Raw genomic sequence first — 11488 nt, forward strand, 5'->3', positions numbered from 1 at the left:
TGAATCCCGGATTTCTTCACGTGAATCCCGGATTTCTTCACGTGAATCCCGGATTTCTTCACGTGAATCCCGGATTTCTTCACGTGAATCCCGGATTTCTTCACGTGAATCCCGGATTTCTTCACGTGAATCCCGGATTTCTTCACGTAAATCCCGGGATTCTTCACATGCTTGGCACTAACCATATCCTGAGTCTGGCGACAGCCAGCTAAAAATTGGCACTATTTACCCAAAATATCCCGGCTCTTAAAAAAAATATTGCCTTTTACCTGACAGACAGTGCATTATTTAGCGGCGGATAATTTAACTAGACACTTATTTTCTGTTCAACGAGGATTGCCATCATGACCAAGACACCAGTTATTCCTACTACCGATGCCGGTAAACGAGCACTTTTACAACATCTAAATAGCCAGTTAACGATCTATGCCACTATTTTGGAAATCAGTGCCGCTGATTTGACACAACTAAAAGCGGGGTTTGATTGGTTCGATTATTGCCTTAAGCTGGAAGACGCTGCGCAAAACTATACCGATGGCATTTATGCTTTTAAACGGATAATCCGCGATGGCCCAAAAAGTACAGCGGTTAATTTACCTGCGCCTCTGGTGATTACTACTGCGCCGACATCGGTACCTTACGGGGATATTATCGGCTTTATTGGTGCCTTGATTGTACGCATTAAGAAGCATAAAAATTATACTGAAGCGATTGGTAAAGCCTTGCATATCATCGCCCCACAAAGCCCCGGCCCGGATACTGCCACCTTGCAACCAGAGTTGACCGTTGATTTTAAAGGCGGACATCCGGTTTTGCACTGGCAACATAATGGCACTGACGCTCTGGAGCTTGAAGCTGATTATGGCACAGGGACTTTTAGTTTGCTGACCATTAAAATGTCACCCAGCTTTGAGGATCCCACGCCCTTGCCATCATTCGATACCGTGGCACTGTGGAAATATCGCGGCATTTACCGCCTGCGCGATAAACAGGTAGGACAATGGAGTAAGGTGTTGGATGTTAGTGTTAAAGGTAACTAAACGCATAGGGCAGGTTTTTTTCGTCGTAAGGTGCTGATGGATAATAACGCCGTGTTTTAAATACCAGAGCTAATTGCTCCATTATGCCAGGCAAGGACATCGTTTTAAGCCGATACAGCTAACAATCGTTAATATTTTGAAGGGATATTATCTGTCAATATCCAATTTATTTTAGCTAAAAATCTATAGCCACTTTACTTTGCCCTGCCTCCTTGTACCACTATCGATAAATTATTGATGCCGATTGGTAATCGGTATTGGAATACCCATACTATTTGCCAGTGCATAATTTTCCTTATATGGATATATAATATCCTGCGACTCCTTGATTATGGTGAGTCTTTCAGCTTGCCTATTTCATAAAAAGGCCGAAAAACGCTGGTACACTTTAAAAATGCCTGAAAATACGCGCCACCGATAAATTACTCAACCTGTTATGAGGAAAAGCCATGACCGAAACAGAAAGCAGTACCATTGAAATAAAACAGCTAAAAAAGCAAATGCAGCATTACTTCCAGACCCATTGGAAATTATTTTTTGCGGAAGGTGTTTTCCTTATTATCTTGGGCGCTATTGCCATTTTAATCCCGTATTTTTTTACCGTAGCGATAGTCGTCTCATTAGGCTGGATTCTTGTGCTTGGGGGTATATTTCTGCTTACCCGGGCGTTGTTTTTTATACGTATGCCGGGTTCCGGCTTATGGCTGTTTATGGGCTTGTTACAACTGGTCATCGGTTATCTATTTCTGGCAAAACCGTTAGGCGGGGTGCTCACCTTAACCCTGTTAATGGCGCTATTTTTTACTTTGGAAGGTATCGCCAAGATTTCTTTCGCGCTAATGATGCGGCCATTAAACCACTGGGGCTGGGTATTTTTTAGCGGGGTAACGGCGTTAATTTTGGCGCTGGTCATTTGGATGGGTTGGCCCGGAACAGCCGAATGGATATTAGGCCTGTTTTTTGGTATTAATCTGTTTTTTGGCGGCTGGTCATTAGTCAATATCAGCCTGCGCTACAAAGATAGCCAGTAATAACCGGGCTTATCGTGCGCGCCTTTATAGGTATTAACAATCAACTCCTCTGGCGCGCGCGGCACGCCCTACGATGCGTTAAAGGCGCTACCAAGATAGCCAGTAACAGTAGGGCGTGCTGTGCGCGCCTTTACGGGTATTAAAACTTACACTCTCTGGCGCGCACGGCACGATGTGTTAAAGCACCGCTATATTATTTTTTACGTGCTACCTTGGTTGGTAGCTCGTTTTCTCAAGGAAAAACAGCACAATGCATCTTAAAGACCTGTCCATCACCAAGAAGCTGTCAATCATTTTGGCGCTTGCCGCCATTATCGTCGTCATTGGCCATGAACTGGAGCTTTATCTTCCTAATTTGGAATTAAAGATTGAAAAGCTGGGCGCTTTTGCGCCACTCGGTTTTATTGTCTTATTTGTACTTTTGACACCGGTTTTTGTCTCGGTTGATACTCTCTGTTTTGCCGCAGGTTTATTATTTTCACTGGGAACCGCAGAGCTTTATATGGCTATAGCGACTTATCTGGCCTCTGCGCTTATTTTTTTTCTGGGTCGCTATTTAATTAAAGACCGGGTTATTAGCTTTATTTCCAAACATCAGCACTTGGCCGCTCTGGATACTGCGATTAACAGTCAGCCATTTAAGCTAATGTTTTTATTGCGACTAACACCGCTGCCGTTTGCGATGTTAAGTTATGCATTGGCGGTCACTCAGGTCAAATTTTGGACTTATCTGGCCGCAACCAGCGGTATCCTGATTTACAATTGTAGTTTGGTGTACATGGGCTATACCACTAAACATCTGGCCGGCTTGGTCAGTGGATCAACGCAGCAGAGCGGTGTCTCTTATCCACTACTGGCACTAGGCGTTATCGTGTTATTAACCGTACTGTTTTATGTTACCAAAATAGCCGGTGAATCCATCAATCGACTAAGCACAGAACCCTCCGGCCCCTCATGTTAATGGAGTTTTATCGCGGTATCCCACCGCTGTTATTACAATTTATCATGACCGTGGGCTTCTCTTTTGTGGTCGGTCTTGAGTTTCGCAGCTACCATCACGCCAATAACTACAAATTACATTTTGGTAGCACCCGTACTTTTGTCTTGATTGGCGTATTGGGTTTTATCCTTTATACCATGGACCCGAGTCGGTTATTGTTTGCGGCCGGCTTATTGTTGCTGGGCGCTTTGCTGTTGGTTTTTTACTGGCGACTCTCGGCAACGAAACAATTTTCACTATTCAGTACCCTGTTTGCCCTATTGATTTATTTAATAGGCCCTATCACCAGCCTTTTCCCCGGTTGGTTTCTGGTACTTTTTATTGTCGTACTCATTTTGATATTAAGTGAAAAAACGCTGATTCATCATTTTTCTGATCAACTGGCTAATGAAGAAATTGCCACACTGGCCAAATTTCTTGTTATTTCCGGTGTTATTTTGCCGTTACTACCCGACCAAGCCATCGCACCGATGCTACCGGTTACTTACTACCGGGTATGGCTTGCCGTTATTATCGTTTCCGGCTTTTCTTACTTAAGTTACTTGGTCAACAATTATTTCTTTAAAAGTCGCAGCCTGTTGATTACCGGACTATTGGGCGGACTTTATTCCAGCACAGCGGCCACTGTTGTTATCGGACGCCAGGCTCATGGCCTTGATAGTAGCTCAGGACGGAAAGTATCGTCAGCACTGATTATCGCCACCATCATGATGTATATCCGCTTGCTGGCGATTATTTTTGTGTTTGACAAAAGTGTGGCGATGCAATTATTGGCACCCTTCATTGTTATCATTTTTATTTCTTCATTGGCAGTTTTTGGCTTGTTAACCGTTAGAAACCATGCCCCGGTATTACACGAAACCACTGAAGTAAAGCATCCTCTGGAGCTATCAACCGCTATTTTATTTGCGTTATTGTTTATGCTGTTTGCCTTTATCACGCAGTATGTCACCAGTAATTATGGTAGTCACGGCCTTAAATATATGGCTGTTATTGTCGGTTTTACTGATATTGATCCGTTTATTCTGTCATTACTCAGCGGCAAATTTATTGTCTCGGATTCGGCCCTTGTCTCTGCCGTGATATTGGCAAGCGGTAGTAATAATTTGCTAAAAGCCGCTTATGCCGTTGCTTTGGCAAGAAATCGTTCGGTCTTGTTTGGCGCGGCATGGCTGGCATTTTTATTTATCATCTCAATTTTATACACTTATAATTATGCCTGGTAAGATCTTTTAAAATGTTTGGAACGGAGGTTCAATCCACATATAACTTTAAGGACTTACTGTTTACTTTTTTAACAACCAGCCAATCTTCGTAAGAGAGGTGATTTATGGAACACCAAGGTAAAACCAAACTGATGACAAAAGTATTTATAGTGGGACTGATCATTGCGATATTCAGCTATTTATTTCACCCTGATGTCGGCCAATTTAGCCTGATGGTAAACGGTGCACCGGTTGCCAGTCCGTTGCTGCATTTTGCGGCTATCCCGTCAGCTTTAGTGATCATGTTAATTACGGGGGTGCTAATCGTGTTGTTGTTTTTAGGTGTTGGCATGTTCTTGTTTATGACGGCCGCCTTTATAGGCTTGCTGGGGATTGCCATTGTTGTACCCTTTTTCTGGCCAATACTGCTGATTATTTTTCTGATAATCGCCTTAACATCGTTTAACCCAAAAGCTAAACTCTGATTATCCAGGGCATACTGTGCATGCCCTGCTTAAATTTCCAGACGGGCGCCATTAATTTTTAGCCAGACACTACAATCCCGGTAATTATGACAATACCTCTCAACGGTTTTCCAAAATAAGGGGGAATGGTTATGGTGCAGGATGTGACATAATTCATGAATGACCACATAATTAATAACCGAATCCGGTGCGATAATAATTTTCCAGTTGTATTGAATGCCTCCACTGGCATTACAACTCCCCCATCTGGATTTAAACGCTTTAATAATAACGGATGATGGCTTAACGCCAATAATTCTGGAATAGCTCTCCGTCTTTTGTCGCAACCCAAATTCGGCCTGCTGCTTATACCACTTAATCAGCATCTGCCTGATTGCCTTGCTATTATCGGCAGCTTTATCCCTGACTGACACCACCAGTTCGTCACTGTGCTGTGTAATAGTCGGATAAAGTCCGGTTTCAATGGTTAACCGATGTTGTTTGCCCAGATAAGAAAAAGCTTCACCGGATACAAACTCTTTCGGTTTTATGGCAAAAATTTCCTGATGTAGCGCCAGCTTTTCTTTTATCCAACGAGTCTTTTGAGTGACTAAATATTCAATGACAGCCATACTTAAGCGTTCGGGAACCATAACAAATACCTGACCTTTTTGTATTTTTATGGCTGAGGTTTTTCTTTTGGGAGATCGAATTATTTCGGCAACAAAGCCGTTTCCTTGTATGACAGTCATGCAATGCCTTAAAAATCAGAGTGAGTGACTTAGGTAATTTATCGCTTCATAATATGATCAAGCGCCTGGGAAGCTGTTCTTAGGCAAGAATTGTACCTCGGAGTTAAAACCATCCTTTATATCAGTATCCCATTTTTTTGGGTCCATGTTAAAAAATAAGGCCGTGTATTGTGTCAATCAGAAAATTTAATGATAAAGAGCCGAGCATCGGTGAGTCTGTTTATATCGATGATAGCGCCGTTGTTATTGGCGATGTTACGCTAGGCAATGATGTATCCATTTGGCCTGCAACCGTCATCAGAGGCGATGTTGAAAGTATCAAAATCGGTGATGGCAGCAATGTTCAGGATGGTTGTGTCTTGCATGTCTCTCATGCCGGCAAGTTTTCGCCCCAAGGTCATCCGTTAACTATCGGCAAAGGTGTCACTATTGGCCATAGGGCCGTAGTACATGCTTGTACCATCGGCGATTATTGCCTGATTGGTATAGGCGCAATCATTATGGATGACGCTGTTCTCGAAGATTATGTCATGCTGGGTGCAGGCTCGCTGGTTCCGCCAGGAAAAAAGCTGGAAAGCGGTTATTTATATGTTGGCTCTCCAGCCAAACAGGCAAGACATTTAAAAGAATCCGAAAAAGAATTTTTGGAGTATTCGGCACAACAGTATGTGCACTTAAAAAATGAATATTTAAAGCAGGAAAAGACATAAATTTGAAAACCCGCTTTTTTACAACTTTCGTTCTTTATTAAGCAGCTCAATAACCGGTCGGGTTTTGGGGCGAATGCCTCGCCAGATAAAAAAGGCTTCTGCCGCCTGCTCTACCAGCATTCCCAAACCATCCAGACTTTTTAGCGCCTTATTTTCCTGCCCCCACTGTACAAAAACCGTCGGTTCGTTACTATAGGCAAGATCATAACAGATACCGTTTTTAACAAGTAAGGCTTCCGGCAAGGGCGGTAATTGACCACTCAAACTGGTTGAGGTGGCATTTATAATTAAATCAAATTGCCGGCCTTTTAAATCGCTAAAACCACAGCCGGTAATTAAACCTTTAGCAGTAAATTCGCCAGCCAGATTAATGGCTTTATCAACAGTGCGATTCGCAATAACGATGGAATGTACAGATTGCTCAAGAAGGGGAGCGATAATCCCTCTGCTTGCTCCACCTGCCCCCAAAATCAGGATCCGACTGCCTGCCAAAGTAATATCATGATTGCCGGTTAAATCAGTTACCAAGCCAATGCCATCGGTATTATCACCAAGAATTAAGCCATCCGTTTGTAACGCCAAGGTGTTAACCGCTTTGGCCATATAAGCACGTTCTGTTTTAACATCTGCATAAGCCCAGGCAAGTTCTTTCAGCGGAATGGTGCAATTTAAGCCCTTCCCGCCATTGGCAAAAAATGCTGCCACAGCCGCAGAAAACTGTTCAGCAGGAACATCTTGTGCCTTATAATCAAGCGTCTGGCCGGTTTGCTCGGCAAAAATCTTATGAATGCGTGGTGATTTGCTGTGCTTAATGGGATGACCAAAAACAGCGTAGTGATCGACTATCATCATGATTCTTCTGCTCTTTTTTCCAACCAGGATTGCGCCAGGATTGTTCCGGCAACAATTAATAGGGCGATAAATAATTCAATCCAGAAAAAATGTTGCCAGTGTGCGGCAATAATGGCGGACACTCCCAGAAAAATACCTACGACACTAAAACGCCAGCCGACTCGTAATCCGTCAAGAATGGTTGACTGCGCCAAGACCATCATAATAACCAACGCGGCATTTTCCCGGGTCATGTGATCCGTTTTTTGTAATAAAGAAACACCTTCCACCACCAGCAAAGACGTAAACCAATGAATGGATTGTTCCCGTAATATTTTCTTAAAATCAGTCATACGTTGCCTTGATTGCAGCCATCCAATAATTATTGCAAAAAAAGCAAACACAAAAACCATAATCATCCAGTACGCATAGCCGTCTATAGGCGAATAGTCGGTTATGCGCACACCGACCAGGGACAGGATAAGCAGCAAAATTAAAATAGGTTCTTCGGTATAAAAACGTCTTTGGGCTACACTGTCTTTGTCTTCTAACATGTCATAGGCTCTACTTTAGATATCAGGAAAAATAGACGATTAATAAAAGCACCGCTAATCGTCATGAAAAAATACGGTAAAAAGCTACTGCGCTTAAATATTACTCTTGCAACCATTGAGCAACAGACTTGGCATAATAAGTCAGAATTCCATCGCTACCAGCTCTTTTAAACGCCAGCAAGGACTCCATAACAACGGCCTTTTCATCCAGCCAGCCATTGATGGATGCGGCTTTTATCATGGCATATTCGCCGCTAACCTGATAAGCAAAAGTAGGAACGCCGTATTGTTCTTTTACCCGGCGGATAATATCCAGATAGGGCATTCCGGGTTTAACCATGACCATATCTGCACCCTCCTGTAAATCCAGCTGAATTTCGCGCATGGCTTCATCAGAATTTGCAGGGTCCATCTGGTAACTGTATTTATTGCTTTTACCCAGATTTCCGGCAGAGCCTACAGCATCTCTAAACGGACCATAAAAGCTGGAGGCATATTTGGCAGAATAGGCAAGTATTAAGGTGTTGATATGGTTTTGCGCTTCCAGCGCTTGTCTTATTGCACCAATACGGCCATCCATCATATCAGAAGGCGCAATAATATCGGCTCCCGCTTCAGCATGAGACAAAGCTTGTTTGACCAAAACCTTAATAGTTTCATCATTAAGGACATAGCCATTCTGGTCAATCAGTCCATCCTGTCCGTGTGAGGTAAAAGGATCAAGAGCAACATCGGTAATAATACCCAAGTCAGGAAAGGCTTTCTTTAGTGCTCTTACGCTGCGCTGAGCTAATCCGTCAGGGTTATAAGCTTCGGCAGCATCAGCTGATTTTTTATTGGCAGGTGTCACCGGAAACAGTGCGATGGCAGGAATGCCCAACGCATTAATCTCATCGGCTTGTGCAAGCAGTAAATCCAGGGAAAATCGTTCTACACCCGGCATGGATGAAATAGGTTCTTGCCTGTTTGTGCCTTCAGTCACAAACATCGGGTAAATCAAGTCATCCACAGACAAACGATTTTCGCGCATTAAGCGCCGGGAAAAATCGTTATAACGCATTCTTCTCATGCGTGTGTGAGGAAAATTGATGTTATTATATGTCATCTTGTCCATACTCCTGGATTTAGAAAAAGTTAAAATCTCGGGTCTCAATCAACGGCCTTTCCGATCAACGGATCAAAAAATTTATCGTATCAGGGAAACTACTTACTGATATTTGAAAAATATAACAACCCTACACTAGTTTATTTTAGAGGACTTTATGAACGTTAAACCCTACCTGTTATTTGGTTTTTTTTCAGCATTGATAGCGTTAATCCCCGTTACTCAAGTGATGGCAGCTGATTTACTACCTCCACAACAAGCCATAGAAGGCGCTTCATCAAAATTACAGCAAAAAATGCAGGATAAAACCTTCATTAAGGATTTTGCAAAAGTTGCACATTTTGTTAATGAAGCTATCTTACCACATACCGATTTTGACAGAATCTCTTCATTGGTATTGGGTAAGCACTGGAGAACAGCAACACCTGAGGAACGAAATCATTTTAAACAGGAGTTTCAAACACTCTTGGTAAGAACCTATTCACGTGCCTTTGTCGAGTTTAAAGACTGGTCTATCCGCTATTTGCCCATTGAAATGGAAGGTGACGCGACAAAAGTTATCGTAAAAACAGAAGTATTACAGCCTGGCCTACAGCCTGTTGCCGTTAATTACCGCATGTTCCTGAGTAATGGTGATTGGAAAGCCTACGATATTATGATTGAAGGCGTTAGTCTGGTAACTAACTACCGCACGACTTTTTCCAATGAAATTCAGACCAAGGGTTCATTAACCGCTGTTATTGATTCGTTAGCAAAACGTAATACCGAAGCGCTTGCCGCTAAAAATTCGTAAGTTTTAGTTTCCTGGATAAATAATTTCGATGCTAACGGATACCATCCCTTGAAGGGATGTTATCCGTATGTGTATACAATCACATGAATTGGAAATTTAATTTCTGAAAGACTGGAGTTTATATTTTTTAGCCCCGCCATATCTATACCCTCAATCAAGCAGTATATGCTTCCAATGCTGAGAGGCTATCCGAGAATAGAAAACCTACTACGGAAAATCCATTTATGCCAGATTTCCCGCTCATTTTCGTTTAATAGAACAACTATTCGCCTCAAATGACCAAAAAATCTGACTAAAAATGGCTTTCCCTCGCTACGATTCCTATTCTCGGACAGCCTCCAGGTCTTCTTTTACGCTTAACCATGCCACAAATAACTTTTTAAATGATTGATTATCAACCGCTATATAATATTTTACTGGATGCAAAAGCCGATGCGTGGGCCAACCTGTTACCCGGACAGATTGCCAGTGCGTTTAACACCAACAAACACGGCACCTTATCGCAATGGCAGTCGGCAATCAAGAACCTGCCTGAATTACCCACCACGCACCGTTTGCTGGATGCTGATGCCGTACAAACAGGCCAAGCAAATGATCTGTCTGAAGCTGACCGGATGGAGCTTGAGCAACTACTCAGAACATTACATCCCTGGCGTAAAGGCCCCTATAACTTGTTTGGTATTAATATTGATACTGAATGGCGCTCAGACTGGAAATGGGATCGGCTAAAAAACCATATTACACCACTTAACCATCGACTGGTGTTGGATGTAGGCTGTGGCAATGGCTATCACTGCTGGCGTATGCTCGGTGCCGGAGCAAAAATGGTCGTCGGTATAGACCCTTTGCTGCTTAACGTCATGCAGTTTCAATTGATTAGAAAACTGCATGGCGAAGCACCGGTCTATGTGCTGCCCTTAGGTATAGAAGAGCTGCCTTATGGTTTAAAGCTGTTTGATACGGTCTTTTCCATGGGCGTGCTTTACCATCGCCGTTCGCCTATTGATCATCTTATGGAATTAAAAGACTGCCTTAAACCCGGCGGTGAACTGGTCTTGGAAACACTGGTTATTGATGGCGGATTAGGAGAAGTGTTATTACCCGAAGATCGTTATGCCAAAATGCGTAATGTCTGGTTTTTACCTACCTGTGAAACCTTGATAAGCTGGCTAAAACGCTGTGGTTTTAAAAATATTCGCCTGATTGATGTCACCCCGACCAGTATTGAAGAACAACGCAGCACGGAATGGATGCAGTTTCATTCTCTCAAGGATTTTCTTGATCCAGAAAACTCCGAGTTAACCTGCGAAGGCCTACCGGCGCCAAAGCGGGCAATTATTATTGCCAATAATGCGTAACAGTGACAGCCAATCAGTAATCTCGCAGGACGAAATAAGGCTTTTCAAAGGCACGGCAGATTTGGGCGGTCTTATTCCAGCAGTTGTTTAATGAAAAATCACCACTGAAATCTCGTAAGCAACTGATTACATAAAGATATAACAAAATAATAACCAAAAAAAAGCACTTGACTTTGCTTCCAAAAAGATTACTTTATGCATTTTTGCAGTAACAGAATTATTCTTGGCAACTTAATTTTTTTAGGGGAACAATCATGAAAAAACTACTGCTATTGTTATTATCTTTATTTGCTTTCAACGCCTTTGCCACACCCGTTAATATTAATACCGCTGATGCGAAGACCATCTCGGATGCCCTGTCAGGCATTGGCATGAAAAAAGCGGAAGCCATCGTAAAATACCGTACCGAAAAAGGCTTGTTCAAAACAGCTGAAGAATTAACCAACGTAAAAGGTATCGGTGAAAAAACCCTCGCAAAAAACAAAAAAGACATTTTGCTCAGTGATACGCCAACCACAGAACCTGCCGCAGTTGCCGAACCAAAAACAGCCGTTGAACCCAAGGCCGTGGTTGAACCCAAAAAAGCCAAATAGATTGTTATAAGGGATTCCACCCTGATCAAGACGAAAAAATAAAACAACACAT

At 42.7% G+C, this 11488-nt stretch carries 14 protein-coding genes; 10 read left to right on the plus strand and 4 right to left on the minus strand.

Annotated features, from left to right (window positions below; genetic code table 11):
* The 6 genes from N7974_RS08735 to N7974_RS08760 form a co-directional block, all read left to right on the plus strand.
* Window positions 1-181, plus strand: a 181-nt coding sequence (locus N7974_RS08735; RefSeq protein ID WP_262965243.1) for a hypothetical protein, incomplete at its 5' end; no start/stop codon positions are given.
* A 163-nt stretch (window positions 182-344) separates the two neighbouring features.
* On the plus strand, window positions 345-1040 hold the full coding sequence (locus N7974_RS08740) for a hypothetical protein (RefSeq protein WP_262965244.1): 696 nt from the start codon (window positions 345-347) through the stop codon (window positions 1038-1040).
* Window positions 1041-1489: 449 nt separating this feature from the next.
* Entirely contained in the window at window positions 1490-2071 is a 582-nt protein-coding gene (locus N7974_RS08745) for an HdeD family acid-resistance protein (RefSeq protein ID WP_262965245.1), read from the plus strand.
* Window positions 2072-2321: 250 nt separating this feature from the next.
* Window positions 2322-3032 carry a TVP38/TMEM64 family protein gene (locus N7974_RS08750; protein ID WP_262965246.1) on the plus strand — a complete coding sequence of 237 codons (711 nt, stop codon included), beginning with the start codon at window positions 2322-2324 and terminating at the stop codon, window positions 3030-3032.
* A complete protein-coding gene (locus tag N7974_RS08755; RefSeq protein WP_262965247.1) occupies window positions 3026-4297 on the plus strand; it encodes an MgtC/SapB family protein in 1272 nt (423 codons plus the stop codon). The genes N7974_RS08750 and N7974_RS08755 overlap by 7 nt, the downstream gene beginning before the upstream one ends.
* Window positions 4298-4401: 104 nt before the next feature.
* Window positions 4402-4761 (plus strand): hypothetical protein, encoded by a 360-nt coding sequence (locus N7974_RS08760; RefSeq protein ID WP_243220778.1) that lies wholly within the window; start codon window positions 4402-4404, stop codon window positions 4759-4761.
* A gap of 29 nt (window positions 4762-4790) precedes the next feature.
* On the opposite strand, the gene N7974_RS08765 is transcribed toward N7974_RS08760, so the two are convergent.
* Complete coding sequence (locus N7974_RS08765; RefSeq protein WP_262965248.1) at window positions 4791-5492, minus strand: M48 family metallopeptidase; 702 nt, start codon at window positions 5490-5492, stop codon at window positions 4791-4793.
* A 170-nt stretch (window positions 5493-5662) separates the two neighbouring features.
* On the opposite strand from N7974_RS08765, the gene N7974_RS08770 reads away from it, so the two are divergent.
* Entirely contained in the window at window positions 5663-6202 is a 540-nt protein-coding gene (locus tag N7974_RS08770) for a gamma carbonic anhydrase family protein (protein ID WP_262965249.1), read from the plus strand.
* An 18-nt stretch (window positions 6203-6220) separates the two neighbouring features.
* Here N7974_RS08770 and aroE read toward each other — a convergent pair whose 3' ends face one another.
* From aroE to hemB, 3 genes are all read right to left on the minus strand, one after another.
* Entirely contained in the window at window positions 6221-7054 is an 834-nt protein-coding gene (gene aroE / locus N7974_RS08775; protein ID WP_262965250.1) for a shikimate dehydrogenase, read from the minus strand.
* Window positions 7051-7587 carry a hypothetical protein gene (locus N7974_RS08780; RefSeq protein WP_262965251.1) on the minus strand — a complete coding sequence of 179 codons (537 nt, stop codon included), beginning with the start codon at window positions 7585-7587 and terminating at the stop codon, window positions 7051-7053. Before N7974_RS08780 ends, aroE begins: the two co-directional genes overlap by 4 nt.
* Before the next feature lie 100 nt (window positions 7588-7687).
* A complete protein-coding gene (gene hemB, locus N7974_RS08785; protein ID WP_394813083.1) occupies window positions 7688-8692 on the minus strand; it encodes a porphobilinogen synthase in 1005 nt (334 codons plus the stop codon).
* 157 nt (window positions 8693-8849) lie between these two features.
* Between hemB and N7974_RS08790 the strand changes: the two genes are divergently transcribed.
* The 3 genes from N7974_RS08790 to N7974_RS08800 all read left to right on the plus strand — a co-directional run bounded on the left by N7974_RS08790 (window position 8850) and on the right by N7974_RS08800 (window position 11436).
* The gene (locus tag N7974_RS08790; protein ID WP_262965253.1) at window positions 8850-9485 is read left to right on the plus strand and encodes an MlaC/ttg2D family ABC transporter substrate-binding protein; all 636 of its coding nucleotides are present in this window, start codon (window positions 8850-8852) and stop codon (window positions 9483-9485) included.
* Window positions 9486-9868: 383 nt separating this feature from the next.
* Window positions 9869-10843, plus strand: a complete 975-nt coding sequence (gene cmoB / locus N7974_RS08795) for a tRNA 5-methoxyuridine(34)/uridine 5-oxyacetic acid(34) synthase CmoB (RefSeq protein WP_262965254.1) — start codon at window positions 9869-9871, stop codon at window positions 10841-10843.
* Between the two features lie 254 nt (window positions 10844-11097).
* The gene (locus N7974_RS08800; protein ID WP_262965255.1) at window positions 11098-11436 is read left to right on the plus strand and encodes a ComEA family DNA-binding protein; all 339 of its coding nucleotides are present in this window, start codon (window positions 11098-11100) and stop codon (window positions 11434-11436) included.
* Window positions 11437-11488: the final 52 nt, after the last annotated feature.

It is taken from the genome of Methylobacter psychrophilus, assembly GCF_025583945.1.
Taxonomy (GTDB): Bacteria; Pseudomonadota; Gammaproteobacteria; order Methylococcales; family Methylomonadaceae; genus Methylobacter_C; species Methylobacter_C psychrophilus.

Excerpts from the sequence above, each read along its gene's own strand:
- N7974_RS08740 (WP_262965244.1), top strand. The coding sequence starts at position 345 with ATGACCAAGACACCAGTTATTCCTACTACCGATGCCGGTAAACGAGCA.
- N7974_RS08745 (WP_262965245.1), top strand. The coding sequence starts at position 1,490 with ATGACCGAAACAGAAAGCAGTACCATTGAAATAAAACAGCTAAAAAAG.
- N7974_RS08750 (WP_262965246.1), top strand. The coding sequence starts at position 2,322 with ATGCATCTTAAAGACCTGTCCATCACCAAGAAGCTGTCAATCATTTTG.
- N7974_RS08755 (WP_262965247.1), top strand. The coding sequence starts at position 3,026 with ATGTTAATGGAGTTTTATCGCGGTATCCCACCGCTGTTATTACAATTT.
- N7974_RS08760 (WP_243220778.1), top strand. The coding sequence starts at position 4,402 with ATGGAACACCAAGGTAAAACCAAACTGATGACAAAAGTATTTATAGTG.
- N7974_RS08765 (WP_262965248.1), bottom strand. The coding sequence starts at position 5,492 with ATGACTGTCATACAAGGAAACGGCTTTGTTGCCGAAATAATTCGATCT.
- aroE (WP_262965250.1), bottom strand. The coding sequence starts at position 7,054 with ATGATGATAGTCGATCACTACGCTGTTTTTGGTCATCCCATTAAGCAC.
- N7974_RS08780 (WP_262965251.1), bottom strand. The coding sequence starts at position 7,587 with ATGTTAGAAGACAAAGACAGTGTAGCCCAAAGACGTTTTTATACCGAA.
- hemB (WP_394813083.1), bottom strand. The coding sequence starts at position 8,692 with ATGACATATAATAACATCAATTTTCCTCACACACGCATGAGAAGAATG.
- N7974_RS08790 (WP_262965253.1), top strand. The coding sequence starts at position 8,850 with ATGAACGTTAAACCCTACCTGTTATTTGGTTTTTTTTCAGCATTGATA.
- cmoB (WP_262965254.1), top strand. The coding sequence starts at position 9,869 with ATGATTGATTATCAACCGCTATATAATATTTTACTGGATGCAAAAGCC.
- N7974_RS08800 (WP_262965255.1), top strand. The coding sequence starts at position 11,098 with ATGAAAAAACTACTGCTATTGTTATTATCTTTATTTGCTTTCAACGCC.